This is a genomic window from Streptomyces sp. JJ36, from assembly GCF_021696945.1.
In the GTDB taxonomy this organism is placed as follows: domain Bacteria; phylum Actinomycetota; class Actinomycetes; order Streptomycetales; family Streptomycetaceae; genus Streptomyces.
In genome coordinates, this window is the sequence record NZ_JACYHE010000003.1 from 139,129 (window position 1) to 164,709 (window position 25,581).

General features: G+C 75.2%; 28 protein-coding genes. 19 read left to right on the forward strand and 9 right to left on the reverse strand.

Annotated elements, in window-relative coordinates; translation table 11 throughout:
- Window positions 1-401: 401 nt before the first annotated feature.
- Genes HOY81_RS02335 through selA form a run of 3 tightly spaced genes read right to left on the reverse strand, consistent with a single transcriptional unit; the run spans window position 402 to window position 4,176 of the window.
- On the reverse strand, window positions 402-611 hold the full coding sequence (locus HOY81_RS02335) for a hypothetical protein (RefSeq protein ID WP_237317468.1): 210 nt from the start codon (window positions 609-611) through the stop codon (window positions 402-404).
- Window positions 612-629: 18 nt separating this feature from the next.
- A complete protein-coding gene (locus HOY81_RS02340) occupies window positions 630-2,660 on the reverse strand; it encodes a SelB C-terminal domain-containing protein (RefSeq protein ID WP_237317471.1) in 2,031 nt (676 codons plus the stop codon).
- A complete protein-coding gene (gene selA, locus HOY81_RS02345) occupies window positions 2,647-4,176 on the reverse strand; it encodes an L-seryl-tRNA(Sec) selenium transferase (protein WP_237317473.1) in 1,530 nt (509 codons plus the stop codon). The genes HOY81_RS02340 and selA overlap by 14 nt, the downstream gene beginning before the upstream one ends.
- Before the next feature lie 225 nt (window positions 4,177-4,401).
- Between selA and HOY81_RS02350 the strand changes: the two genes are divergently transcribed.
- The 11 genes from HOY81_RS02350 (at window position 4,402) to HOY81_RS02400 (ending at window position 13,847) form a co-directional block, all read left to right on the forward strand.
- Complete coding sequence (locus HOY81_RS02350; protein WP_237317475.1) at window positions 4,402-4,965, forward strand: hemerythrin domain-containing protein; 564 nt, start codon at window positions 4,402-4,404, stop codon at window positions 4,963-4,965.
- A gap of 286 nt (window positions 4,966-5,251) precedes the next feature.
- Window positions 5,252-6,841 (forward strand): hypothetical protein, encoded by a 1,590-nt coding sequence (locus HOY81_RS02355; RefSeq protein WP_237317477.1) that lies wholly within the window; start codon window positions 5,252-5,254, stop codon window positions 6,839-6,841.
- A complete protein-coding gene (locus tag HOY81_RS02360; RefSeq protein ID WP_237317479.1) occupies window positions 6,838-7,926 on the forward strand; it encodes a hydrogenase expression protein HypE in 1,089 nt (362 codons plus the stop codon). The genes HOY81_RS02355 and HOY81_RS02360 overlap by 4 nt, the downstream gene beginning before the upstream one ends.
- Before the next feature lie 166 nt (window positions 7,927-8,092).
- Window positions 8,093-9,892, forward strand: a complete 1,800-nt coding sequence (locus tag HOY81_RS02365) for a nickel-dependent hydrogenase large subunit (protein ID WP_237317482.1) — start codon at window positions 8,093-8,095, stop codon at window positions 9,890-9,892.
- Window positions 9,885-10,439: a NifU family protein gene (locus HOY81_RS02370; RefSeq protein WP_237317484.1), complete on the forward strand. Its 555-nt coding sequence runs from the start codon at window positions 9,885-9,887 to the stop codon at window positions 10,437-10,439. The genes HOY81_RS02365 and HOY81_RS02370 overlap by 8 nt, the downstream gene beginning before the upstream one ends.
- On the forward strand, window positions 10,436-11,035 hold the full coding sequence (locus tag HOY81_RS02375) for a DUF5947 family protein (protein WP_237317486.1): 600 nt from the start codon (window positions 10,436-10,438) through the stop codon (window positions 11,033-11,035). Before HOY81_RS02370 ends, HOY81_RS02375 begins: the two co-directional genes overlap by 4 nt.
- Before the next feature lie 17 nt (window positions 11,036-11,052).
- Window positions 11,053-11,259, forward strand: coding sequence for a hypothetical protein (locus HOY81_RS02380; protein ID WP_237317488.1), 207 nt, complete (start codon window positions 11,053-11,055; stop codon window positions 11,257-11,259).
- Between the two features lie 45 nt (window positions 11,260-11,304).
- Window positions 11,305-11,463 carry a hypothetical protein gene (locus HOY81_RS02385; RefSeq protein WP_237317490.1) on the forward strand — a complete coding sequence of 53 codons (159 nt, stop codon included), beginning with the start codon at window positions 11,305-11,307 and terminating at the stop codon, window positions 11,461-11,463.
- A 20-nt stretch (window positions 11,464-11,483) separates the two neighbouring features.
- Window positions 11,484-12,026, forward strand: a complete 543-nt coding sequence (locus HOY81_RS02390) for a hydrogenase maturation protease (RefSeq protein ID WP_237317492.1) — start codon at window positions 11,484-11,486, stop codon at window positions 12,024-12,026.
- 414 nt (window positions 12,027-12,440) lie between these two features.
- Complete coding sequence (locus HOY81_RS02395) at window positions 12,441-13,151, forward strand: hypothetical protein (RefSeq protein WP_237317494.1); 711 nt, start codon at window positions 12,441-12,443, stop codon at window positions 13,149-13,151.
- Window positions 13,152-13,388: 237 nt separating this feature from the next.
- A complete protein-coding gene (locus HOY81_RS02400) occupies window positions 13,389-13,847 on the forward strand; it encodes an SPW repeat protein (protein ID WP_237317497.1) in 459 nt (152 codons plus the stop codon).
- Window positions 13,848-14,042: 195 nt separating this feature from the next.
- On the opposite strand, the gene HOY81_RS02405 is transcribed toward HOY81_RS02400, so the two are convergent.
- From HOY81_RS02405 to HOY81_RS02415, 3 genes are all read right to left on the reverse strand, one after another.
- Complete coding sequence (locus HOY81_RS02405; RefSeq protein WP_237317499.1) at window positions 14,043-14,291, reverse strand: hypothetical protein; 249 nt, start codon at window positions 14,289-14,291, stop codon at window positions 14,043-14,045.
- Between the two features lie 91 nt (window positions 14,292-14,382).
- Window positions 14,383-14,919, reverse strand: a complete 537-nt coding sequence (locus HOY81_RS02410; RefSeq protein ID WP_237317501.1) for a hypothetical protein — start codon at window positions 14,917-14,919, stop codon at window positions 14,383-14,385.
- Window positions 14,920-15,079: 160 nt separating this feature from the next.
- A complete protein-coding gene (locus HOY81_RS02415) occupies window positions 15,080-16,102 on the reverse strand; it encodes an NAD(P)/FAD-dependent oxidoreductase (protein ID WP_237317503.1) in 1,023 nt (340 codons plus the stop codon).
- Between the two features lie 311 nt (window positions 16,103-16,413).
- Here HOY81_RS02415 and HOY81_RS02420 point away from each other — a divergent pair, with 311 nt between their 5' ends.
- From HOY81_RS02420 to HOY81_RS02445, 6 genes are all read left to right on the forward strand, one after another.
- Window positions 16,414-17,751: a hemolysin family protein gene (locus HOY81_RS02420; RefSeq protein ID WP_237317504.1), complete on the forward strand. Its 1,338-nt coding sequence runs from the start codon at window positions 16,414-16,416 to the stop codon at window positions 17,749-17,751.
- On the forward strand, window positions 17,748-18,791 hold the full coding sequence (locus HOY81_RS02425; RefSeq protein WP_237317507.1) for a hemolysin family protein: 1,044 nt from the start codon (window positions 17,748-17,750) through the stop codon (window positions 18,789-18,791). The genes HOY81_RS02420 and HOY81_RS02425 overlap by 4 nt, the downstream gene beginning before the upstream one ends.
- Window positions 18,792-19,027: 236 nt before the next feature.
- Window positions 19,028-19,465 (forward strand): NUDIX domain-containing protein, encoded by a 438-nt coding sequence (locus tag HOY81_RS02430; protein ID WP_237317558.1) that lies wholly within the window; start codon window positions 19,028-19,030, stop codon window positions 19,463-19,465.
- Window positions 19,466-19,559: 94 nt separating this feature from the next.
- Window positions 19,560-19,817, forward strand: a complete 258-nt coding sequence (locus HOY81_RS02435; RefSeq protein ID WP_237317509.1) for a hypothetical protein — start codon at window positions 19,560-19,562, stop codon at window positions 19,815-19,817.
- A complete protein-coding gene (locus tag HOY81_RS02440) occupies window positions 19,814-20,194 on the forward strand; it encodes a hypothetical protein (RefSeq protein WP_237317511.1) in 381 nt (126 codons plus the stop codon). The genes HOY81_RS02435 and HOY81_RS02440 overlap by 4 nt, the downstream gene beginning before the upstream one ends.
- 63 nt (window positions 20,195-20,257) lie before the next feature.
- On the forward strand, window positions 20,258-20,641 hold the full coding sequence (locus HOY81_RS02445; RefSeq protein WP_237317513.1) for a hypothetical protein: 384 nt from the start codon (window positions 20,258-20,260) through the stop codon (window positions 20,639-20,641).
- 164 nt (window positions 20,642-20,805) lie between these two features.
- On the opposite strand, the gene HOY81_RS02450 is transcribed toward HOY81_RS02445, so the two are convergent.
- Window positions 20,806-21,546 carry a gamma-glutamyl-gamma-aminobutyrate hydrolase family protein gene (locus HOY81_RS02450; RefSeq protein ID WP_237317515.1) on the reverse strand — a complete coding sequence of 247 codons (741 nt, stop codon included), beginning with the start codon at window positions 21,544-21,546 and terminating at the stop codon, window positions 20,806-20,808.
- A gap of 239 nt (window positions 21,547-21,785) precedes the next feature.
- On the opposite strand from HOY81_RS02450, the gene HOY81_RS02455 reads away from it, so the two are divergent.
- Window positions 21,786-22,694, forward strand: coding sequence for a LysR family transcriptional regulator (locus tag HOY81_RS02455; protein WP_237317517.1), 909 nt, complete (start codon window positions 21,786-21,788; stop codon window positions 22,692-22,694).
- Window positions 22,695-23,223: 529 nt separating this feature from the next.
- Here HOY81_RS02455 and HOY81_RS02460 read toward each other — a convergent pair.
- Both HOY81_RS02460 and HOY81_RS02465 read right to left on the reverse strand, forming a co-directional pair.
- Window positions 23,224-23,754 (reverse strand): ATP-binding protein, encoded by a 531-nt coding sequence (locus HOY81_RS02460; RefSeq protein WP_237317519.1) that lies wholly within the window; start codon window positions 23,752-23,754, stop codon window positions 23,224-23,226.
- Window positions 23,755-23,801: 47 nt separating this feature from the next.
- Entirely contained in the window at window positions 23,802-24,290 is a 489-nt protein-coding gene (locus HOY81_RS02465; RefSeq protein ID WP_237317521.1) for a hypothetical protein, read from the reverse strand.
- A 922-nt stretch (window positions 24,291-25,212) separates the two neighbouring features.
- On the opposite strand from HOY81_RS02465, the gene HOY81_RS02470 reads away from it, so the two are divergent.
- Entirely contained in the window at window positions 25,213-25,551 is a 339-nt protein-coding gene (locus HOY81_RS02470) for a hypothetical protein (protein WP_237317523.1), read from the forward strand.
- Window positions 25,552-25,581: the final 30 nt, after the last annotated feature.

A 25,581-nucleotide genomic window follows, 5' to 3' on the forward strand; every position in this document is an offset into this window, starting at 1 on the left:
GACCGCCCGGCACGCCCTACGGAGCCGCTCGGCGGCCGGTGTGCGCGCCGGCGGTGGGGCGCGGCCTACGGCGCCGGTCGAGGGGCACGGCAGACGGCGCCTCCCGTCAGACACCAAGCACGGCGCCCGGCCGTGAGGTGCGGCGTACGTGACAGCGGTGGGTGGGGCACGGCGGAGACCGCCCGGGCACGGCGTACGCGCCGGCGGTGGGGCACGGTGCTCGGCGGCCTCGGCCGCGACGTACGGCGGCGGCCGCCCGTCACGGCGTACGAGCCCGGTCGCCGCGCGGGCCAAGCCGTCGGCGGGCGGCGGGCCGGTCCGCCGCACCACCGGCAGGCCGGGCCGGGGCGGCGCGGGGCCGGCGGACCGCCCCGCCCGCTGCCCCGCGCACCGCCGCGTGTTCAGCGCCAGGCGTCGGGCCCGCCGCCGCGCCACTCGACCAGCAGCGGGTCGTCGAGCCGCACCGAGTCCGGGTCGAGCCCGGCCCGGCGCAGGAACTCGGTGAGGTCGCGGTCGCTGTAGGCGATTCCCAGGGTCTCGCCGTCGGCGTCCACCCGGCGCCCGCCGTCCTCGGCGGGCGGGTGCACGACGATCGGGGCACGCGGGTCCATGCCTCCAGCCTGCGGGCGTCAGGGCGCCGGCGCATCCCCGGCGGCCCGGTCGGGGTCCGGGCAGCGGCGCAGCGAGCCGTCGAGCCGTACGGTCAGGCCACGGGCGTCCAGGTGTTCCAGCAGCGGGACGGCCACCCGCCGGGTGGTGTCCAGGGCGCGGCGGGCGTCGCTCGCCGTGAACGGCTGGTCCAGGCCGGAGAGCACCCGGGCCGCCCGCAGGTCCGCGCCGGGCAGCAGCAGCACCCCGTCGGCGATCCGCAGCAGCGCGCCCGCCGCCGCCGCGGCGGCCTGGAGGCGGGCGTCCAGGCCGAGCGCGGCGAGCCGGTCGCGGTCCGGGGCGCGGAACGGTGCCGTATGCAGGTCGCGGCTGATCTCCGCCACGGCCTGACGGGCCCGGGGCGGCAGCTCGGGGCGGGCGGCGCTGCCGTAGAGCCTGCCGTCCCGGTGGTGCAGCGGGGGTCCGCCGGTGGCGGCCAGGGCCGTGACCAGGTCGCGTTCCGGCAGGTCCAGGGCCCGGCGGGCGGCCTCCAGCGGCAGGCCCGGGTCGGTGGGCCGCCGGGCGGCGTGCTCCTCCACGGCCGCGACCAGCCGCCGGCGCAGCTCCCGCCAGTGCTCCGGTTCGGCGGCCCAGTCGCCGGCCACCGCGGGCGGCGGGTCCGGCACGCCCATCGCGCGCAGCGCGGTCCGCCGGACCAGGCCGCGGCGGCGCAGCTCGCCCGCGCCGTCCGGGACGCCGGACATCCCGGCCAGCTCCCGGGCCCGCGCCGCCGCGGCACCGCGCCGGGCCAGCCGGGGCGGCCGTACGTCGAGCACGGTGATCCCGGCGGCGATCCGGTGCCGGCCCGGGTCCCGGAGCGCGGCCACGTCGCCGATCCGCAGCGGCAGCGGGCGGTCCCAGGAGAGCCGGGCGGTGTCCGGGCCGACGGGCCGTACGACGACGGGCACGGCGGCGGAGCCGACGTGCAGGGTGAGGTGGCGGGGCAGTTCGCCGGCGGGGTCGCCGCGCAGCCGGACGTCCGCGGTGCCGGTGGGCGGCCAGCGGCCGGGGGAGACCAGCGCGTCCCCGCGGGCGAGCCGCCCGGCTGCTGCGCCGTGCACGTTCACGGCCACCCGCGCCACGGCGCCCACCGCGTCCCGGTCCCGCTGGAGCGTCTGCAGCCCGCGCACCCGTACGGTCTCCTCGGTCCCGTCCGGGCCCGGGACGGCCAGCCGGTCGCCGGTGCGGAGGGTGCCCGCGGCGAGGGTGCCCGTCACCACGCTGCCGCGGCCGCGGACGGTGAAGGCCCGGTCCACCCAGAGCCGGACGTCGGCGACGGTGTCCGGGGCGGGCAGCCCGGACACCAGGCGGCCCACGGCGGCCCGGACCTCCGGCAGGCCCCGGCCGGTGACCGCGCTGGCGGCGACCGACTCGACCGTGCCCAGGCGGGTGCGGGCGATCCGCTCCAGCGCCGCCGCGCGGGCCGGCTCCGGGTCGGCGAGGTCGCTGCGGGAGACGACCAGAAGGCCGTGGCGCACGCCGAGCGCGTCCAGCACGGCGAGATGCTCCTCGGACTGGGCCTGCCACCCCTGGTCGGCGGCGACCACGAAGAGGACGGCGGGCACCGGGCCGACGCCGGCCAGCATGTTGGCGACCAGCCGCTCGTGCCCGGGGACGTCGACGAACGCCACCTCGGGGCCGTGCGGGTTCCCGGACTCGCCGTCCGTGGGTCCGCCGTCCACGGACCCGGGTCCCCCGGACGTGTGGGTCCCGGAGGTTCCGTCTCCGGGCCCGCGAACCGCGGACGCGCCTCCCGTCCCGGCGGCGCCGGCCGCCGGCAGCCGGGTCCACACGAAGCCCAGGTCGAGCGTGAGCCCGCGGCGGCGCTCCTCCTCCCAGCGGTCCGGCTCCATCCCGGTGAGGGCGCGTACCAGCGCCGACTTCCCGTGGTCGACGTGGCCGGCGGTGGCCACGACGTGCATCCGCGGCTCCTCCGCGGAGGCGCCGGCGCCGCCGGTCCCCGCGCCGCCCGTGGTGGCGGCGTTCCGGCCGGTACGGTCACGGGTGCTCACGACCGGGACCCCCGTCCGCGTCCGCACCGGGTACCGCGCTGGACGCCGCGCCGGGCCCTGCACCGGATGACCCCGCGCCGGCGCCGGGGGCGCCTCCGGATTCCCCGGCCTCCCCGGCGGCCGCCGCCCGGACGGCGGTCGCCAGTGCGTCGTCCGCCTCCTCCGGCACGGCCCGCAGGTCCAGCAGGCAGCGCCCGTCCGCCACCCGGCCGAGCACCGCGGGCCGTCCCTGCCGCAGCCGTTCCGCGAAGCCGTCCGGAAGCGACACGGCCGCGCTGGGCAGTACGACCCCGGGGGCTCCGCCGCCCCCGACCGTGGCGTCGCTCGCCACCTCCCGCGCGTCGATCCCGTCCGCCCGCAGCCGCCCGGCCAGTTCGAGGGCGCGGTCGGCCAGCCGGTCCGCGCCGGCGTGCAGCGCGTGCCACGTGGGTGTGCGCGGGCCGCGTACGGTGGCCTCCAGCGCGGCCAGGGTCAGCTTGTCCACCCGGAACGCCCGGGCCAGCGGGTGCCGGGCCAGTCGCTGTACGAGGGCCGAGCGCCCGAGCAGCAGTCCGCACTGCGGGCCCCCGAGCAGCTTGTCCCCGCTGGCGGTCACCAGTCCGGCGCCCTGCCGCAGCCAGGTGCCCGCGTCCGGCTCGTCCGGCAGCAACGGCTCCGGTTCCAGCAGCCCGGAGCCGATGTCGGCGACCACCGGCACGTCCAGCCGGGCGAGTCCGGACACCGGGACGGAGCGGGTGAAGCCGGTGACCCGGAAGTTCGACGGGTGCACCTTCAGCACGAAGCCGGTCTCCGGGCCCACGGCCCCGGCGTAGTCGGCGAAGGACGTCCGGTTGGTGGTGCCGACCTCGCGCAGCCGCGCCCCGGCCGACTCCAGCAGTTCGGGCAGCCGGAAGCCGTCCCCGATCTCCACCATCTCGCCGCGGCTGACCACCACCTCCCGCCCGGGGGCGAGGGCCGCGGCGGCGAGCGCCAGCGCGGCGGCGCCGTTGTTGACCAGATGGGCGTCCTCGGCGGCGGGCACCCGCTCCAGCAGTGCGGCCCGTGCGGTACGGCCCCGTCGGCCGCGCCGACCGGTGGCCGGGTCGAGCTCCACGTCGGTGGTGCCCGCGGCCGCCTGCAGCGCCTCCCTGGCCGCCCCGGAGAGCGCGGCCCGGCCCAGGTTGGTGTGCAGCAGCACTCCGGTGGCGTTGAGCACGGGGCGCAGTCCGCCGGCGGTGTCCGGCAGCGCCGCCACGGCCGCGTCGGCCACCGCGTCCGGCGGGATCTCGCCCGCCCGCGCCCGCTGCTGAGCCGCCGTCACCGCGCTCTTCACCAGGTCGCGTCCGAGGCTGCTCGCGGCCGCCGTGAGCCGGGGGTCGGCGAGGAGCGCGTCCGTACGGGCGATGCGGCGGCGCGCGTCGGGCGCAGTGCCGGGGGCCGCTCCGCCTTCCGGTGTCCCGGTTCCGTCCCGGGGCACCGCCGCTCCGCCCGGCGGCGCCTCCGCCGCCGGCCCGGTATGCGTACGGCGGGTTTCCATCGCGACCTCCCTGGCGTCACAGCGACATCCCTGTCGGCACGGGTCGGCGCCCACCCTAGGCCGCGGGGCGCGCGAACGGCCGGACGGCGCGTACCCGGCTCCACGCGCCGGTACCCCCGTGGCCGGTCGAGGGCGTTAGCCGGCGGGCCGCCGGGGAACCCCGGACGGCGACCGATCAGGGCGGCGGGCGCGGCCCGTCGTGCGAGGAGCACGCAAGGAGCAGGCATGGGCCACGGCGGAACGGTCATCGACGAGCTGACCACCGACCACCGCGAGGTGGAGGCGATCTTCGGCGGCATCGAGGCGCTGTCCCCGGGGGACGAGAAGCGGAAGACGTACGCCGATCGGGCGACCATCGAGCTGGTCCGGCACTCCGTCGCGGAGGAGGCGTACCTCTACCCGGCCGTCCGGGAGACGGTGGAGGGCGGCGACGCGCTCGCGGACAAGGAGATGGAGGACCATGCGAAGGCCGAGCGGCTGATGAAGCAGCTCGAGGGCCTGCAGGCATCCGATCCGGAGTTCGACGAGAAGATCTCGGCGCTGATGGACGAGATCCGCTCCCATGTGGAGGACGAGGAGCAGAACCTCTTCCCCAGGCTGCGCGACGCGGCGACGCGGGAGCAGCTCGACGAGCTGGGGGAGAAGGTCCGGCAGGCGAAGCAGGTGGCGCCGACCCGGCCCCACCCGTCGGCGCCCAAGGAGCCGCCGGCGAACAAGATCCTGGCACCGGGCGCCGGGATGGTGGACCGGGCGCGGGACCTGCTCTCGGGGCGTGGCCGGGAGAGCTGACGGACGGTCCGCGGTGCGGGGCCCGGGGCGGTGACCGCCCCGGGCCCCGCACGTGTACGCGGGTCCCGGCGGCCGCCTGACGCCCCGGCCGGCCTCCGGGACGCGGGCCGTCGCGGCGGCGGAGGCGCGCTGCCGGTGCGGCCTCCGGGAGTCGCGCGACTGGACCAGCCGGCCGTCCTAAATCCGGCGATATCCGGCGAACCGTGCCAATGTGGACGAGTGCGCCCGAGGGCGCCACTGCACGGTGCCCGCCCGGGCGCCGGAGGACGGCGGATGGGGTGTCCCGATGCGAACCGACCCGGAGGTGGCCGGGCCCGGCGGCGAGACCGGCGAGCGGCCCGCGGACCCCGCTTTCGAGCGGGTGCGGGCCGTGGCCGACGCGATCCTCTACGAGGGGTATCTGCTCTACCCCTACCGCCGCTCGTCCCCCAAGAACCGGGTGCGCTGGCAGTTCGGCATCCTCACCCCGCGGAGCTGGGCGGAGAAGCACGGCCCCGCCGTCCCCGGCCTCACCGGGGCGGCCGAGTCGTGGTACCAGCAGACCGAGGTCCTGCTCGACCCGCCCGGTGACCCGGCCGGCGGCGCCGCCGTCCGGGTACGGCTGCGCTGGCTGCAGTGGCAGCACAAGCAGGTGGAGCGCCGTACGGGCGGGGGCGGTCACGAGCCCGTGGCGTCGCTGGAGGACGCCGGCACCGTCCATCTCACCTTCGACGAGGCGGTGCCGCGGGCGACCGAACTGGAGGTCCCGCTGGCCGCGCTGCCGGCCGGGGAGCACACCGTCCCGGCCGGCGCGCCCGGCGGCGCGGAGACCGAGCCGCTCCCCGGCGGCGCCGGGCGGGTGGTGCGCCGCCGGTATCCCGTCGAGGCGCGGGTGACTCTCTCCGCCGAGTGGCCCGGCGGGTCCTCCGGCCCCTGCCGACTGCGGGTGCGAACGGAGAACACCGGACCGTTCGTCCCGCCGGAGACCCCGCGCGCGGAGGTGCTGCGGTACTCCCTCATCGCCACCCACACCCTTCTCGGCGCCGAGGGCGCGGAGTTCGTCTCGCTCGCCGACCCGCCCGGGCGGCTCGCCCCGTACGCACGGGCCTGCCGCAACGCGTACACCTTCCCCGTCCTGGCGGGCGACGCGGGCTCCCGCGACCTGATGCTCTCCTCGCCGATCATCCTCTCCGACCACCCGCAGGTGGCCCCGGAGAGCCCCGGCGACCTGCACGACGCCGCCGAGATCGACGAGATCCTCTCGCTGCGGACGCTGCTGCTGACCGACGAGGAGAAGCGCGAGGCGCGGGCCACCGACCCGCGCGCCGCGGAGATCCTGGACCGGGTCGACGGGATGCCCCCGGAGGTCTTCGCCCGGCTGCACGGCGCCATCCGTTCCCTGGAACCCGCCGGCGGCCCCGGGCCGGCCTTCGGCGACGACGGCGGTGCACCCCCGCGGGGCGCCGTCCCGTGGTGGCGGGAGGGCGGCGACGACGGGATCAGTCCGGAGACCGACACCGTGCTCGTCGACGGCGTCGCGCTGGGCAAGGGCAGCCCGGTACGGCTGGAGCCGCGGGGGCGCGGTGCCGACGCCCAGGACATGTTCCTCGCCGGCCGGACCGCGACCGTCGGCGCGGTCTTCCACGACGTGGACGGCAGCAGCCGGCTCGCCGTCACGCTCGACGACGACCCGGCCGCCGAACTGCACTCCTGGTACGGCCGGTTCCTCTATTTCCGCCCGGAGGAGGTCAGGCCGCTGACCGCCCCGCCCGGGGAAGCCGCCGGGCCCCGGCCGCACCCGCCGGAAGCGCCGCCGGGGAGGACCCCGGTGGGGGGCCCGGCGGCCGCCGTCCACGACCGATTCCGAGACCGGCCGCAAGGGAGACCGAGGACATGACCACGGAGAGCGGAAGCACGACACTCAGCGAGCAGCCGAGCGCTGCCGGGGAACGCAAGGGCTTCGACGAGATCCACATTCTCTGGATCTCCGAGGGCATGAGCTGCGACGGCGACACCGTGTCGCTGACGGCCGCCGGGCAGCCGGCCATCGAGGACGTCGTCCTCGGACTCATCCCGGGTTTGCCCAAGGTCAACCTGCACAACAAGGTGCTGTCGCCCACCCTGGGCGGCGAGGAGTTCCTGGCACCGTTCCGCGCCGCGGCCCGTGGCGAACTCGAACCCTTCATCCTCGTCATCGAGGGCTCGATCCCGAACCAGAACATCATCGAGGGCGACGGCTACTGGACCTCCTTCGGCAACGACCCGGAGACCGGGCAGCCGCTGACCCTCAACTGGTGGATCGACCAGCTCGCGCCCCGGGCGTGGGCGACGGTGGCGGCCGGGACCTGCGCCACCTACGGCGGTATCCATGCGATGGCCGGCAACCCCACCGGCTGCATGGGCCTCGCCGACTACCTGGGCTGGGAGTACCGCTCCCAGGGCGGCCTGCCCATCGTGAACGTCCCCGGCTGCCCGATCCAGCCGGAGAACTTCATGGAGACCCTGACCTGGGTGCTCTACCACGCCGCGGGCGCAGCGCCCCCTCCGCCGCTGGACGAGAACCTGCGGCCGCAGTGGCTGTTCGGCAAGACCGTGCACGAGGGCTGCGACCGGGCGGCCTACTACGAGCAGGCCGACTTCGCCAAGGACTACAACTCCCCGAAGTGCCAGGTGAAGGTGGGCTGCTGGGGCCCGGTGGTCAACTGCAACGTGCCCAAGCGCGGCTGGATGAACGGCCTCGGCGGCTGCCCGAACGTCGGCGGCATCTGCATCGGCTGCACCATGCCCGGCTTCCCGGACGCCTTCATGCCGTTCATGGACGAACCCACCGGCGGCAGCCTCTCCTCGGCGCTGATCCGGCCGTACGGCGCCTTCATCCGGCGCATGCGCGGCATCACCAACATGGCCGTGAACCGGGAGCCGAAGTGGCGCCACCGGGACCCCGCACTGACCAGCGGCTACGACCCGCACTGGCGGCCCTGACCTCCCGTCGGCGCCCGGCCGGCGCCCAGGGCCGACCCGACCGGATACCCGGCTGAACCCCCCCGCCCCCGGCCGGAGGGCCCGGGCCGGAACGGCCCGGCAGAGCCGTAGAGCACCAGCGAAGCGACGACACCACCGCGAAGCGACGAAAGGGCAGGGAAGTGACATGACGGCAACCGAGGACCGGGCCCCCGCCGGGGAGCGCAAGCCGGCGCAACTGGTCGACATGTCGTGGGACCCGATCACCCGGATCATCGGCAACCTCGGCATCCACACCAAGATCGATTTCGCCAACCGGGAGGTGGCGGAGTGCTACAGCACCTCGTCGCTCTTCCGCGGCTACTCGGTCTTCATGAAAGGCAAGGACCCGCGTGACGCCGGCTTCATCACCAGCCGGATCTGCGGCATCTGCGGCGACAACCACACCACGTGCTCCGACTACGCGCAGCAGATGGCCTACGGCATCAAGCCGCCTCCGCTCGCCGAGCACATCGTCAACCTGGGCGAGGCGGCCGAGTACATCTTCGACCACACGATCTTCCAGGACAACCTGGTCTTCGTCGACTTCTGCGAGGCGATGGTCAAGGACACCAACCCGGGCGTCCTGGCCCAGGCCGAGAACACCCAGGCGCCCCGCGGCGACGTGCACGGCTACCGCACCATCGCCGACATCATGCGGGCGTTCAACCCCTTCGAGGGCGCGGTCTACAAGGAGGCCCTGCAGGTCAGCCGGGTCACCCGGGAGATGTTCTGCATCATGGAGGGCCGCCATGTGCACCCCTCCACGCTCTACCCGGGCGGTGTGGGCACCATGCCGGAGCCCACCACCTTCACCGACTACCTCAGCCGGCTCCTGCGGGTCCTGGACTTCGTCAAGAAGTCCGTGGCGATGAACGACGACGTCTTCGACTTCTTCTACGAGGCCCTGCCGGGCTACGAGGAGGTCGGCCGCCGCCGCGTGCTGCTCGGCTGCTGGGGCGCCTTCCAGAACCCGGACGTCTGCGACTACCGCTACGAGACGATGAACGAGTGGGGCCGGGCCATGCACGTCACGCCCGGCATCATCGTCGACGGGGAACTGGTCACCAACAACCTGGTCGACATCAACCTCGGCATGCGCATCCTGCTCGGCAGCTCCTACTACGAGGACTGGCAGAACGAGGAGCCGTTCGTCACCCACGACCCGCTGGGCAACCCGGTGGACACGCGCCACCCGTGGAACCAGACCACCGTGCCGCTGCCGCAGAAGCGGGACTTCCAGGGCAACTACAGCTGGGTGATGAGCCCCCGCTGGTACCACCAGGCCACCGGCGAGCACCTCGCCCTGGACACCGGCGGCGGCCCCCTGGCACGGCTGTGGTCCACGGCGCTCAACGGGCTGGTCGACACCCCGTACGTGAAGGCGACCGGCCAGAGCGTGCGGATCTCCCTGCCCAAGAGCGAGCGACTGCCGGAGACGACGCTGGAGTGGCGCATCCCGCGCTGGAACAACACCCTGGAGCGGGACCGCGCGCGGCAGTACTTCGTGGCGTACGCCGCCGCGATGGCCTTCCACTTCGTCGAGCAGGCCATGGAGATGGTGCGGGCCGGCGAGACCCGCGTCTTCACCGACTTCGAGGTGCCCGACGAGGCGATCGGCTGCGGCTTCCACGAGGCCGTCCGCGGCGTCCTCTCGCACCACCTGGTCATCAAGGACAAGAAGATCGCCAACTACCACCCCTACCCGCCGACCCCCTGGAACGCCAGCCCGCGCGACAGCTACGGCACCCCGGGCCCGTACGAGGACGCCGTGCAGGGCCAGCCGATCTTCGAGGAGAACGGGCCGGACGACTTCAAGGGCGTCGACATCATGCGCACCGTGCGCAGCTTCGACCCCTGCCTCCCCTGCGGCGTGCACATGTACCTCGGCAACGGCAACCAGCTCCAGCGGATGCACTCGCCGACGTACGGGGCCTCCCATGGCTGACCCGGCCCGGCTGGACGACGCGGAGGTCGGGCAGCGGCTCGCCCGCCTCGACGAGCTGCTGGAGCGGGTCGAGACCGTGCCGGGGCCGGCGACCGAGGCCGCGGTCGAGGCCGTGCAGGCCCTCACCGAGGTCTACGGCGAGGCCCTGGCACGGGCGGCCGACCTGGTGCGCGGCGCGGGGCCGGAGCCGGCCGAGCGGTTCCTCGCGGACGAGCTGCTCGGCCATCTGCTGGTGCTGCACGACCTCCACCCGGACCCGGTCGAGCAGCGGGCCGCCCGGGCCGTCGACGGCCTGCGGGACGCCGTGCGGGAACGCGGCGGAGAGCTGGAGTTCGCCGGGATCGAGGACGGCGAGGCCCGGGTGCGCCTCACCCTCAAGGGCTGCGGCTCCTCCACCGGCCCGGTGGAGGAGGCCGTCCGCGAGGCCGTGCTCGCCGCGGCACCGGAGCTCTCCGGCGTCCGGCGGGTGCCGGAGGAGCGGCAGGCCGCGTTCGTCCCGCTGGACGCCCTGGCCCGCCCCTCGGTGGCCGCCGGGGGACCGGCGTGACCACCGGCGCCCTGGAACGGGTCATCCGCCGGGCCCGGTCCGGCCGGTCCGGCACATCCGGTCCGGCCGAGCACTGCGACCTCTGCCGGGCCCCCGTGGCCGACGGTCACCGGCACCTGCTCGACACGGAGAGCGGGGAGGCGCTCTGCGCCTGCCGGGCGTGCTCGCTGCTCTTCACGCGGGACGCCGCCAGCGAGGGGCACTACCGGCTGATCCCGGAACGGCGGGTACGGCTGGACCCGGTGCCGACGGACGGCCTGGGCGTGCCGGTCGGCCTGGCCTACTTCGTACCGCGCGCGGACGGCGCCGTGATCGCCCACTACCCCAGCCCGGCCGGGGCGACGCAGTGGGAGGCCGACCCCGCGGCCTGGCGGGACGTGGTGGCCGCCTGCCCCGCGCTGGAGTCGCTCACGGCCGACGTCGAGGCGCTGCTGGTCAACACCGCCCGCGGGCGACGGGAACAGTGGATCGTCCCGGTCGACGACTGCTTCCGCCTGGTCGCTGTCGTCCGCCGGGAGTGGCGGGGACTCTCCGGCGGCGACCGGGTGTGGCCGGAGATCGAACGGTTCTTCACCGAGCTGACCGAGCGTCGGTGAGAAGCGAGGAGGACACCATGGGCAACATCAGGATCGGCAAGCCCGACGTGAAGCCGGACACCCCCTCCCACGTGGAGGGCATCCGGCAGGGCAACGAGGGCCCCCGCGAGGACATGCCGGGGCACCACGAGTCCGGCAAGGCGGACGCCCGGCGCTCGACGGGCGTCCACTGGAAGCGGCACAACGCCATCGCGGAGGAGATGCCGAACGTCTCCCCCGGGTGACGGAGCGAGGCACGCAGAAACCGGACCGGACGAAGGAGTGACGGCATGTCAGGCAAGGTGGCCAAAGGCGTACTGATCGGCGAGGCCGCGCTCATCGGCGGGCTCGGGCTCGCCATCGTGCTCCGGGAGATCCCGGGGCTGGTGCGCGAGGTACGGATCTGGAAGATGATCGGCGGCCGGGTCACCCCCCGGCCCGCCCGGTGAACCCGCCCCCGGAAACGCCGGTGGCACCCCCGGTGCCACCGGCGGCGCGGGACGGGGACCGGCGGACGAGGGTGCTGGTGGCCGGGATCGGCAACGTCTTCCGGTCCGACGACGGCTTCGGCGTCGAGGTGGCCCGCCGGCTGCTCGCCCGCGGCGGTCTGCCCGCCGGGGTGGAGGTCGCCGACATCGGCGTCCGCGGCATGCATCTGGCCTACCGGCTGCTCGACGGCTACGCCGGCCTGCTGCTGGTCGACACCGTGCACCGCGACGGGCCGCCCGGCACCGTCTACCGGATCGAGCACGACCTGGACACGCCCGGCGGCGGTGCCCTCGACGGGCACGGCATGGACCCGGCGTCCGTGCTGGGGCTGCTGGAGCGGCTCGCCGCCGCGACCGGGGTGGAGCGCCCGGTCGGGCGGGTGCTCCTGGTGGGGTGCGAACCGGCCGTCCTCGACGAGGGCATGGGGCTCTCCGAACCCGTCGCGGCCGCCGTCGAGCCCGCCCTGCAGGCCGTCGACGAGCTGCTCCCCACCCTGCTCGGCGCCCCGGTGCCGCACGGCTGACCGCCCGCCGGGGCCCCCGCCGCCACGGTGGGCCCCACCACGGTGAGGGTCCGGCGGCGCCTGCGGGCCCCGGCCACCCCGGCGTGCGGTGGCTCCGGGCACCGGGACGCTGACCGGCGTACGGGGCGCCACGTCCCCGGCGGGACGGGCCGCGCGTCCGGCGCGGGCCCGGCACGGCCAGGCGGTGACACGGCTCCGTGCGCCGGTGCGTGGCGGGTGCGCGGGCCCGTGCGACGGTGCGCCGCGGCCCCGCCCGGATTCCGCGGGCGCCACGTTTCCGCCACGCGGGCCGCAGCCGTTACGGTGATCCCGTCCGCAGAGCTGCCGGGAGGAGCGCGGCCCGCCGCAACGGCCCCGGTACGCCGCCCCGCCCGGCTCTCGTCCAGCAGACCGACCGGGATCGGAGCCGCCGCGATGAGACGCCCCTCCAGACATCTTCCCCGCCACCGTGCCGCGACCGCCCTGGCCGCCGTGCTGCTCGCGGTCACGGCATGCCAGGGAGGCGAGGAGGACGACGCCGCCGGAGGCGGCGAGACGCCCGCCTCGCCGGCGAGCAGCCCCTCGGCCTCCGCCTCCGGGAGCGAGACGCCCGCGGAGAGCCCGGACGCCACCACCGCGGCGCCGACCGCCTCCGGGCCCGCCTCCTCGCCCGCGCCCTCCGAGGGCGGCGACGTGATCTGCCCGGACCCGTCCGCGCTGGACGCCGGGCGGAAGTCCGGCGACGGGGCCGGCCTCGGCGCGGGCGTGGTCCCGCGGCTCCAGGAGGTGCGGGTGGCCGCGCACCCCCGGTGCGACCGCGTGGTCTTCGACTTCGAGAACGCGGCGCCGGGCTGGTTCGCCTGGTACGAGGAACCGCTGCGTTCCCCCGGGCGCGGCGACGCCGTCCGGATGCCCGGGGAGAGCCACCTCAAGTTCGTCCTGTCCGGCGTGCCCCGCGACACCCGGGTGCGGACCGACGCCACCACCGCGACCCTCCGCGGCATCAAGCACATCGGCTACTTCGAGGGCGAGCTCAGCCTCGGCCTCGGCATCGACACCCCGGACGGGGAGCCCGCCGGGTTCCGGGTGCGGGTGTGGGACGACAAGGTCGTCCTGGACATCGCGCACACCTCCGCCGGCGGCTGATCCCGGGCCGGCGCGTCACCCCGGCTCCGCAGGCCCCGGGCCCGCGCCCCGGACTCCCCCGGTCCCTCCCCGCCCGACTCGCGCCGGTATCCCTTCCGTGGCCGAAAAGTGCCCACTCTGTGTCCATAAGGCACCCATTCGGAGGATTACCACCCCGAGGTACCGGTGACCACGGGAGACGGCACAACGACGGGCGGGCCCGTCCTGCCCGTCTCCCTCGCACAAGGGAGGACAGCAATGTCAGCGCCGACAACCGGTATCGACCAGCATCCCGACCTCGTCGCGATGCGGGCCCGCTACGAGGAGGCGGCATCGACGCCGGTCGCGCAGGTCATCGAGGGACTGACCTTCCTCGCCGGTGTCTACCTGGCGATCTCCCCGTGGGTCGTGGGCTTCAACGGGTCGACGAGGCTGACCGCCAGCAACCTGATCGTCGGTATCGCCTTCGCGCTGCTCGCCGTGGGCTTCGGCTCCGCGTACGAGCGCACGCACCGCCTCGGCTGGACGGCACCGCTGCTGGGTGTGTGGATCATCATCTCCCAGTGGGTGATCGTCGGTGCCCCGGACAGGGCCGCCGTGGTCCTGAACAACGTGATCGCCGGCGGCGTGGCCGCACTGTGCGGCTTCGCGGTCATGGGGCTCGCCGCGAGCGGTATGCGCGGCAAGCGCGGAAAGCGGGCCGCGGCCACCAGCTGACCGGTCCGGAAACCACCCACCGGGAGCCGGGCGGACGGTCGTGAGGCACGCCCTCACCCCACCGCCCGGCTCCACTCGTACGGAAGACGGCAGGAGCGGCCAAACGCCGCCTCCGTCCCTCCGCCGCCGCCCCGGTCGGCCCGTCCGTCGCTGCCGGGCCGCCGCAGGCAGGCCCCCGGCTGTCCGGTCGCCGCCTCAGGCGCCGAGGCGGGCGGCCATCGCGTCCAGTCGCGACGCCAGGGCGTCCAGCTCCCGCTCCGGCGGCGTCCCGGCCGCCAGCTCGTCGGCCAGGTCGTCCCGGGAGGTGATCTCCACGGCCCCGCGGTAGGGATCGGAGTCCAGCTCCGCGGCGGACACCACTTCGGCCCGGCCGCCCACGACGATCAGCGTGGCGTCGGACTCGGGGGACTCCAGCAGGTCGCGCACGTGCTCGCGAGTGATCACGACGGCTCCTCCTCGGCGCGGGACGGGGACGCCGGGCAGGCCCGGCGCCGGGACCCGCGGTACCCGGCGCATGCCGCCGGAAACGGTCGCCTCAGCCGGCGGTGCCGACGGTGCCGGCGTCGAGGCGGGCCAGCAGCTCCGCCCGGTGCAACGCGGCCACCTCGCCGGTCAGATCCGGGTGCCGCAGGAAGGGCGCGGCCGCCCGGTCGCCCCCGTCCGGAGCGGTCAGCCGGCGGAACTCCACCGGCACCGCACCGGCGTGCTCCGAACCGGCCAGCGCCGCCACGGCCGTCACCGCCAGCGCGGGATCGGCCAGCAGCGCCGCCGCCCAGCTCGCCACGACCTCGTCCACCCAGGTGCGCCAGGCGGATTCCCCGGCGGAGGGCGTGCCGTCCCCGGACCGGCCGGGCCCGGAAAGACCGTCCAGCCGGTCCGCACCACCCGGCCCGGCCATGCCCAGCAGCGCGGCGTCGGTCCGGGTCGGGTAGCGCAACCAGGCGGCCACCGTCGCCGCCTGCCGGGCCTGCTCCTGCGCGAGGACGGCGTTCACCGTGCCGGGCGCGGGCGGGTAGGCGCGCAGCAGCCACTGCGCGGTGGCCGCGATGACGGACGGGAACTCGGCGGACATGCGGCGGCCACCTCCCGGGACGGGGACGGAGGGGGTTCCGCAGCGCGGAACGCGCCCGTCACCGTACCGGCCGGACGGAGCTCCGGGGCATGACGCCGGTCACCCGGGGCCGGGGCAGGTGCCCGGCCTCCCGACGGCCGGCGCTTGCTCCGGGTGCGGGTCACCCCACGGCCACCGCGGCGCCCTCGTCCCCCGTGGAGCGGAGGGCCGCGACGGCCCGGTCGGTCTCCTCCGCCACCAGGTCGTGGTGGAGACCCATCGCCGCCGCGGAGCCCTGCGCCGCCGCGTTGATCACCTGTACGTACCGGTCGACCGCGTTCCCCGCCGCCCAGACGCCGGGCACCCCGGTGAACCCGCGGGGGTCGGTGCGCACCAGCCCCTGCTCGTCCACCGGGCAGCCGAGCCGGGTCAGCAACTCGTCGCGGGGGACCATCCGCGGCTGTACGAACACCGCACTCCGCGGGACCGTACGGCCGCCGGCCAGTTCCACGCCGCGCAGCCGGCCGTCCTCCACCACGAGCCGTTCGACCGCACCGGGGGCGAGCCGGACCCCGCGGGCGGCCAGCCGCTCCCGGCCCTCCGCGGAGAGGTCCAGCAGGTGCGGGAAGAGCACGACGTCCGCGGACCACTCGCGCACCAGCAGCGCCTGGCGCACCGCGTCCGGGTGGGTGCCGAGCACGCCCAGCGGCTGGTCCCGCACCTCGTACCCGTGGCAGTACGGGCAGTGCAGCACCTCCCGCCCCCAGCGCTCGCGTACCCCCGGGACCGGCGGGAGCTCGTCACGCAGCCCGGTGGTCACCAGCAGCCGGCGGGCGCGCAGCACCGGGCCGCCGGCCACCCGCACCAGGAAGCCGGGGCCGCCGGGGCCGTCCGGCGCGCCGACGGGGCGGGCGTCCTCCACCCGGCCGTCGACGAGGTCCACCCCGTACCCGGCCACCTCCGCCCGGCCCCGCTCCCGCAGGTCCGCCGGGGGCGTCCCGTCCCGGGTCAGGAAGCCCCGCACACGGGCGGCGGGGGCGTTGCGCGGTTCCCCCGCGTCGACCACCGCCACCCGGCGCCGGGCCCGGGCCAGCACCAGGGCGGCGCTCAGCCCGGCCGGGCCGCCGCCCGCCACTACCACGTCGTATCCGGCACGCTCCCCGTCGGTCGCGTGCGGACGCTGCTGCTCTGCTTCGGCCTGCATGCCGCTCACCTCCGAGTGCAGGCTGCGCCGGGGCGCGCGGGGAGGCCAAACGGCGTTGCCGTTTCCGGGAACCCGGCCCCCTCGCTCCCCGGTCGTGCGGCGCCCGCCCGTTCGCCGCCGGCACGGGCCCCGGCGGCGCGATCCCGCGGGCCGGCACCGGAGTCGGTCTAGGATGTGGCCGAACGGCATCTGCTGCCGACCGAAAACCGATCACCCAGAAGGAGTCGCGGGGCCGCGATGGACGATCCTCCGAGTACCTGCTGTGCCATGCCCCGACCGCCGGAACCGAGCGGGCGAACGGGGGTGGCACGGTGACCGAGGTGCTGCTCCTGCTGGTCGCCCTGGCCCTCACCCTGGCCTGCGCGGTCTTCGTCGCGGCCGAGTTCTCCCTCACCACCGCCGAGCGCGGCGCGCTGGAGCGCTCCGCCCAGGCGGGTGAGCGCGGCGCCGCGAGCGCGCTCAAGGCGGCGCGGCGGCTCACCTTCCAGCTCTCCGGCGCCCAACTCGGCATCACCGTGACCTCGCTGGTCATCGGCATGCTCGCGGAGCCCTCGCTCGCGGCCCTGCTGCGCGGTCCGCTGCGGTCCGCGGGTCTGCCCGCCGGCGCCGTCCCGGTGCCGGCCGTGGCGCTGGGCGTGACCGTCTCGACCGTCGTGCTCATGGTCGTCGGCGAACTGGTGCCCAAGAACTGGGCCATCTCCCGGCCGCTGGCCGTCGCCCGGGTGGTCGCCGGCCCGCAGCGGGCCTTCACCGCCGCGTTCGCCCCGCTGATCCGCCACCTCAACGACACCGCCAACCGCCTGGTGCGCCGCTTCGGGCTGGAGCCCACCGAGGAACTGGCGTCCGCCCGTACCCCGGGCGAACTCGTCGCCCTCGCCCGGCACTCGGCCGCCCAGGGCGCGATCGAGCAGGACTCCGCCGAGCTCTTCGTCCGTACGCTCCGCCTCGGCGAGCTGCACGCGGAGAACGTGATGACCCCGCGGGTGGACGTACGGGCCCTGGAGGCCCACGCCACCGCCGCCGACGCCGCGGACCTCACCCTGGCGACCGGGCTCTCCCGTTACCCCGTCTACCGCGACACCCTCGACGAGGTCGTGGGCACCGTCCACATCCGGGACGTGCTCGCACTGGAAGCGGAGCGGCGCGCCGCCACCCCCGTCACCACCCTGATGAGCGAACCGCTGCTGGTGCCCGACACCCTGCCGGTGGACCGGCTGCTGGACCGGCTGCGGCACAGCCGCACCCTGGCGGTGGTCGTCGACGAGTACGGCGGAACCGCCGGCGTGGCCACCCTGGAGGACATCGTCGAGGAGATCGTCGGCGAGGTCCGGGACGAGCACGACCCGGAGGAACCGCCCGGGCTGCTGCCCGTGGAAGGCGCCGAGGACGGGCACCGCTCCTGGGAGGCAGACGGCGGCGTACGCCTGGACCAGCTCGCCGAGCTCGGCCTGGACGCCCCGGACGGACCGTACGAGACGGCCGCCGGACTCGTCGCGGACCGCCTGGCCCGCATCCCCGCCGCGGGCGACACCGTCGAACTCGGCGCCTGGCGGCTGGAGGTGCTCCGCGTCGCGCACCACCGCGCCGACCGGATACGCCTCATCGCCCCCGCCGCCGCACCGGAGCCCGTCGTGGAGGAGGCCCGGTGACCGCACTGCAGCTCGCCCTCGGGGCCCTGACGCTGTTCACCAACGCCTTCTTCGTGGGCGCCGAGTTCGCCCTCATCTCCGTACGCCGCAGCCAGATCGAGCCCCGCGCCCGGGCCGGCGAGAAGCGCGCCCGCGCCACCCTCTGGGGGCTGGAGCACGTCTCCGCGATGATGGCCACCGCCCAGCTCGGGATCACCGTCTCCTCGCTGGTGCTGGGCGCGGTGGCCGAACCCGCCATCGCCCACCTCCTGGAGCCCGGTTTCGAGGCCGCGCACGTTCCGCACGGACTGGTGCACCCGATCGCCTTCCTCGTCGCGCTGACCGCGGCCACCTACCTGCACATGCTGGTCGGCGAGATGGTGCCGAAGAACATCGCCCTGGCCGCGCCCGAACGGACCGCGCTGCTGCTCGGGCCGCCGCTGGTCGCCGTCACCCGGGCGCTGCGCCCGGTGGTCTTCGGCATCAACGCCGTCGCCAACACACTGCTGCGGCTGCTCCGGGTGGAGCCCAGGGACGAGGTCTCCGCCGTCTTCACGGACGACGAACTCGCCCGCATGGTGGAGGACTCCCGTAAGGCCGGACTGCTGGAGCCGGAGGAGGGCGAACGCCTCCGGGACGCCCTGCGGCTCGGCACCCGCCCGGTCGGCGGCATCCTGGTCCCGCTGGAGACCATGGTGACGGCCGGCCCGGACCTCACCCCGCGGGAGCTGGAGCGGCTCTCCGCCGAGGCCGGCTACTCCAGGCTGCCCGTCCTCGCGCCCGGCGGCACGGTCCTGGGCTACCTGCACATCAAGGACGCCCTCGGCGTCCCCGACCGGGACGCGCCGTTCCCGCGCACCGCCCTGCACCCCGTGACCCGGGTGCCGCGGGACACCCCGCTGGACGACGCCCTCACCGCCATGCGCTCCACCGGCACCCACCTCGCGGCGGTCACCGGTGACGACGGCGCCGTCCTCGGCTTCGTCACCATGGAGGACGTGCTCGACGAACTGGTGGGCCCGGCCCCCGAGCCGCCCCGGGCGGCCCCGGCGCCGTCCTGAGCACACGCCGGGGTCCGTACGGGCCCCGGCGCCCCGTCCCGCCCTGCCCCGCCCCGCCGATGAGAGGAAGCCCCGTGGCCCGGCAGCCCGACCCTCCCGGATCCGCCGCGCCGTCCGCGACCGGCCTCTCCTCCGTACCCGGAGCCGCTTCCGGACCGGTGACCGGCCCGCCCGCAGCCGGGCCCCGCGCCGCGCCCGGACCGGGCGTCGCCGCGGCCACCGCGTCCGCGGCCCCCCTGCTGGTCGCGGCGGTCGTCGTGCACGACCCGGCCACCGACCGGATCGTGCTGCTCCAGCGCGGTGAACGCGCCCGCTTCGGCCGCGGCATGTGGGACCTGCCGATCGGCAAGAGCGAACCGGGGGAGCCCGTCACCGCCACCGCCGTCTGCGAACTGCACGAGGAGACCGGCCTGACCGTACGGCCCGAGGACCTCGCACTCGTCCACGTGGTGCACGCCGCCCGCGGGGCCGACGCCCCGAGCGGCTTCCTCACCGTGGTCTTCGCCACCCGCACCTGGACCGGCGACCTCGAGAACCGCGAGCCGGGGAAGCACGCCCGGGTCCGCTGGGCCCCCGCCCACGACCTCCCCGGACCCCTCGTCCCCAGCACCGCCCGCGCCCTGCACCACCACCTCACCGGCGGCCCCCGCCTCACCCTCCACGGCTGGCCCTGACCGCCCGCCCGGCAAGGCGGCCCGCGGAGGCGCGAGACCGGCGCCGGTGTACGGGTACGTACCCGTATACTCGAGTGCGGTGAAAGGAGCCCCAATGGCCGACGCCAATGTCCGTATCCCCACCGAGACCCGGGACCGCCTCGCCCAAATCGCCTCCGCCGAGGGCATGTCCCTGCGCGCCTACCTCGCCCACCTCGGCGAGACCCTGCTGACCCCGGCCGAGCGGGAAGCCCGCGCCGAACAGGCCCGCGCCCGGCTACGCGCCTGGAACGGCTACGGCCCCACGAGCGCCGAGGAGGCCGAACTCGACGCCGAACTCGACCGCCGTCTCGGGCAGGCAGGCGCCGCGTGACCCAGCCCGTCCACGTCCTGCTCGACTCCTCCGCCATGCTCGCCGCAGGCCACGGCAACCCCCTGGCCTCCCGCCTCATCCACCGCGCTCAGAGCGAACCCGGCTGGTTCCTCTACGCCACCACCTGCGCCCTGGTCGAGGCCGACCGGCAGCGTCCCGGCACCGGCGAGCATCTCGCCGCCCTGCCCGGCATCACCTTCCTCGACCTCGACCTGCCCACCGCCCTGGTCCTCGCCCGCTCCGGAACCTGGGCGTCCGCACACACGCTCCACGCCGCGCAGCCCAGCCCCGACCGGCCCGACGGCACCGTGATCGCCACCACCACCCCGGAAGCCTGGAAAGAGCACCCGGTGCGCACCCTCGACCTCAACCCCTGACCCGCACGGTCCCGGCCCTCAGGGCCTGGCCGGCGGATCTTCGATCGGTATGGTCAAAGGACCATGAAGGCTCTGCTCTTGCTCTTCGCCACGTTCGCCGTCGTCCTCGTGCCCACCTCCCTGGTGTGGCTGCTGGGGCGGCGAGCGAGGGTCCCCCGCTGGATGCGGGTCGTGTTCCTGCTGGCCGGGTGGCTGACCGTGTGCGTCGGCTGGGCCCTCTCGCAGCGCGCGCAGCCGGGCCTGTTTCCCGACACGTCCCCCTGCTACGGCACGCACAGCAGTCCTGTCTCGCAGTACTTCCCGCCCGACTCGTTCTGCCTCCACGCAGACGGAGAGAGGCGCACGGTCAACGGGCCGAACGCCAAGGCCGTGTTCTGGACCGCTGCCCACACCACCGTGGCGATCGCGATTGCCGCCGCCTGGGCACGGCGTCGCCGACAAGCCTGATCGCGCCCGCCTCGCCGACGGCGACCCGTCCTCGACCGCCGTCGGCCGGCCGCGCCACGCGACGTGCTCGGACTGCCCGTCGCCCGGCGGCCGAGCCGGCGACCGGGGACGCCCGGAAGGGCCGCTCCTCGAAGAGGACCGCTCCTCGCCCGCGCCCCGCGGGCTCAGCAGCGGGTCAGCACCGGCTCCGGGCCGGCGGTGGCGTGCTGCCGGGCCGCCTCGATCAGGGCGCTCAGCGGCTGGGCGGCGGAGTCCATCTCGGGGTGCCACTGGACGCCCAGCGCGAAGGTCCGCCCGGGGAACTCCACCGCCTCGACGGTGCCGTCCTCGGCGTGGGCGGCGGCCGTCAGGCCGGCCCCCAGGCGGCCGACGGCCTGGTGGTGGTGGGTCGCCACCTCCGTCGCCCCGGGCAGCAACTCCCCGATGCGGGTGCCGGGGACCGTGGTGACCACGTGCTGCGCGAAGACCCCCGGGCGCGCGTTGTGGCCGTGGTGCCCGACGTCGTCCGGGAGGTGCTGGGTCAGGGTCCCGCCCGCGTGCACGTTCATGAGCTGCATGCCCCGGCAGATGCCGAGCACGGGGAGGTCGCGTTCCAGGGCGGCCGCGAGCACGGCACTTTCCCACCTGTCCCGTACGGGCACCGGGGGGTCGGTGCGGGGATGCCGTTCGGCACCGTACAGCGCGGGGTCGACGTCCTCGCCGCCCGCGAGGACGACGCCGTCCAGCCGCGCGGCCACGCCCGCTGCCGTCGCGGGGTCGCCCGGTGGCAGCAGGACGGGATGCCCGCCGGCGGCCTGGACGCTCTGGGCGTACGCGGCGGGCAGCAGTGTGGCGGGCAGCTCCCAGGCTCCCCACCGCGCGTCGGCGAGATACGTCGTCATGCCGATCAGGGGTATCCGCGCCATGTGCCCTCCGGAGGTTCGCACGCTCATCGATGACCGGGCCACGTCGTGGCTCCCGCGCACGCGTGACGAGGCCTCGGCGCCCGGGCGTCGCCGTACGCGACGCCCGGGAAGGCCGAGGACGGGGCGGCCCGGCTGCCGGAGGCCGTACGGCGGGCCGGTCGCCCGCGGTGAGTCTCGCAGCCGGGCGAAAGTAAGCACAAGTAATGACATCTTCGTGAGAGGTAAGCCAGACTTACCGCATGCAGACCGTCGACCCCCGTTTGCTGGCCACGCTGGAGGCCGTCGTCCGCCTCGGCTCGTTCGCCGCGGCCGCCCGCGAGCTGGGGTACACCTCCCCGGCGGTGTCGCAGCAGATCGCCGAGCTCGAACGCCGCGCGGGGCTCCGGGTCCTGGAACGCCGCCCGGTACGCCCCACCCGGGCCGGCCGGATCCTGCTCGACGCGGAGCAGGGCGTCCGTACCGCCTTGGCCGCGGCGGCGCAGGAGCTCGACGCCGTCCGCGCGGGCACGGCCGGACGGATACGGCTCGGCGCCTTCGCGTCCGCCGCCAACGGCCTGGTCCCCCGCGCGCTCGCCGCGCTTCAGACGGAGTACCCGGACGTGCAGGTCAGCCTCGCCCAGCTCGAACCCGGGCCCGGTTACACCCGGGTGAACCGGGGCGACCTGGACCTCGTGCTCACCTACGACTACGACTTCCTCCCGCTGCCGCCACCCCGCGCGCTCCACCGGAGCCTGGCCGCCCGGGACCCGGTCGTCGCCGTGCTGCCCCACGGGCATCCGCTGGCCGAGCAGGAGGTCGTCGAGCTGGCGAGCCTCGCCTCGGAGACCTGGATAGCGGCGCCGGAGGCCGCCCTGCATCTGGAGCTCCTCGCCCAGCTCGCCAGGGTCCCCGGATTCGCCGCCCGGCTGGAGTACGAGGGGAACGACTTCAACACCGTGCTCGGCTTCGTGGCCGCGGGGCTCTGCGTCGCCCTGCTGCCGCGCCTGGCGCTGCCCCGGCACGTCACCGGCGTCGTCGCGCGGCCGCTCGCCCGCCCCGCCCTCACCCGCTTCCTCTACACGGCCCGCCTCGACACCCGGCACACCCCCCGGGCGGTCCTGGCCCTGGAGCGCATGCTGGCCGCCCAGGCCCGCGAGGCCACCGCCTGAGCCCGGGCCCCTCCGGCCCGCCGTCGAGCCGGGCCGCGAGCGCGCGCACCGAAACGGCCGCCGGCTGTGTCCCCGGCGAGGGACACGACCGGCGGCCACGACCGGCCGCGGCGGAGCGCCCGCCCCGCCGCGTGGCGGCCTCAGATGTCGAAGTCCAGGTTGGCAACGCCGCTGACCTGCACAGACAGACTTGGTGCGGGCAGGTCGGTGCACAACCGGTGCACATGGCGGGCAGCAACGGATCTGTGTGACGTCCCGAGCGGCCGGGGTGCCCGGTGGCTGGGTGGAAGGTGGGACACTCGTCCGTGGCCGCCAGGGCGGGTTAGCGGAGAGCACCTGCCTGGAGATTCCGACTTCGCTACCGGGCTGCCTTGATGCACGGTGAATCGCTGTGGGGACGGCCCTGACGCGAGCGTCCTCCATGCGAATGCTTGCCCCTTGGTTGGCCGCGGGGTCCCAGAATTCTCTTCCTCAGGGAACGGACTGCTCAGGCAAGCCTGGGTGAAAACACCTCACTCGGCAGAGCGATTCAGGTCCGTTTGAGTCTGGCCACATCCAGCCCCGCCAGGAGTGCGTCGAGGTTCCCGCTGTAGACGATCACTTCCTCGTCTTGAGCCGGAGCATCGAACCGGGCGATGAAGCCGTCGAGGGCTTCGGGGGTGACGGTGAGGGCGTTGGCATCCTCGCGCTGGTTGCGCTCGGCCAGGCGCCGCAATAGCTCGTCGCGGTCGGCGGGGAGGTAGACGACCAGGGGCAGGCCGCCCGCTTCGAGGGCGGCATGCCGCCAGACGTCGCGATCGCCACGAAGCCACAACCCGTGGTCCAGGACGACGTCGTTGCCGGCCTCCAACTCCTTGACGAAACGTGCCCGGACCGCCTCGACGACGGGGCGTTCACGCTCGAAGTAGGTGTGCTCCGGATAGTCAACGCCGTAGCGGCCGTGGAGGCGGTGGACCTCCTCGTCAACGGACAGCCGGGTGAAGCCGTGGCGGTTGAGCGCCTGGGCGACGGTGGTCTTCCCGGAGCCAGTCAATCCAGCCAGGAGAACGGCGAGGGCCACGGGTCCATCCCTTCCGCGACGAGCGAGGGCGGGCGAGGACATCGTCTCTAATCCTGGCCGGTGTGCGCGGACGGTCGCCAGGTGGTGAAGATGCCGCGCGCTTCGGAGTCCCAGCCCTGCGGCATCCTGTGCATGCTCACCCGGCGGAAGGCGAACCGCGGATCGCTGGTGTTGATCACACCGCCATGCCGGCCGACGTGGGCCAGCAGGCGGCCGGCCTCGTCGCGGACGGCCGGGGTGTGCTCCTGCCAGGTGCCGGTGGTGAAGTGCTGGATACGCCGACGGAGGTCGTCCAGGACGCCCGTGCGCCACGTGAAATGGTGGACCGCGCAGATACGGTCCACATCCGGCCGGTGACCGGGTGCCCGGTGATTGCCGGAGGAGACGGCGACGTCGTGGCGGGCGAGGACGATCTTGCGGGGGTCGCCGTGCAGTAGTCGATGGGTGAGGTGGCCGCCGAGGGGATAGGCGAAGTCGAGTCCGCCCTCGGGTCGCCAGCCGGTCAGGTGTCCGCTCGCAGCGACGCGGTCGATCATCAGCCCGCCGACTACAGCGTGTCCGGATCTGTCGGCTCGGTGGATCATCTCGGCAAGAGGGGCTGGGTACTGCTGGAACTCGTCCGCGTCGGCGAGCAGGTGCCAGCCGGGCCCGGCTCGGTGCCGCAGGGCGTCCCTGAGCTGTGTGTTGGTGTGCTCGTGCCACGGGCCGGCGCTGGTCCCGGTGGGGGTGATGCCGAGCTCGCGGACGGCGGCCTGCAGTTCGTACCGTCTGACGTCGGGGACGTGCTCGGGGAAGTGGAACGCGATCAGGAACCGCTCGATGCCCAGCCATCGGTGCCCACAGCGGTGGGTACCTTCGCCGTCGACGACGGCCGCCGGTCGGGTACACCGCGATCACTCGGTGCTCGCCTCGGCAGGCGAGCCGGCCGACCAGCCGCAGAACGGTGTCCTCCGTGGTGACCGCCCAGGCAGGCGGCCAGCCCGTGCAGGACTTCGCTTGCCGTCAGGATCACCACTGCGTCGGCGTTCGGCGCCTGACGGCGGGCTGTCCGAAGCGCGGACGCTTCGGTCAGGCAGCGGGCGAGGAGGGTGACCTGGTGGGGCAACCGCCGAAGGCGCGGGGGACAGCGGCGCGAGCGAAAGGCTCGCTGCCCGAACGTGGAGAGCCCCGGCCGCCAGCCGGGAGGCGGCCAGAAGGACGGCCGCAGCTGGTCCGCCCGGTGCGGTCAGCAGGGCGCCGGCCCCGCGCAGGGCAGCCACCGCCCCATCTGCGATTCCGTGCGGCGCGATGATCACGCTGCCGGGACGTGCCTGGGCGAGTGCCGCCAGCGTGCGCTGGTGGTGGCCACCCAGGCGGTTCGCATACAGCTCGATGAGCACGACCGGGCCGCTCATCCGGCAACCGCCTGTTCTGCGTGTGCGGCGGTGAACCTCTCCCGCAGCCAGGTGGGTCGTTGAGGTGGTCGAAGCTCTGCGGATCACGGGCGGCGTCACAGGCGAATGCGATGCCTTCACGCGCTCCGGTAGCGGCGTAGGCGGCGAACTCGCCGCTCTGGCTCGTCGTCCATGCCTGAACCCGTCGGCGGGCGTTCTCGTCAGCCATGCCGTACTCGCTGCCGCGGGCGAGCATCGCGCACTCGCGGAAACCGGCATTCCACGCGTGGAAGGGGCTCTGGTTGAAACGCGTGATTCCGGCAGTCTTCTGGGCGAACTCGACCCGGCCTGGCAGAGCAGCAAGCACGTCTACCGCCTCGCCCATCTCGCGCAGGGCACTGAGCGTTTTCCACCCTCAGTCTGAGCAAGCCAGGTGCAGGGTGAGGACGGCCTG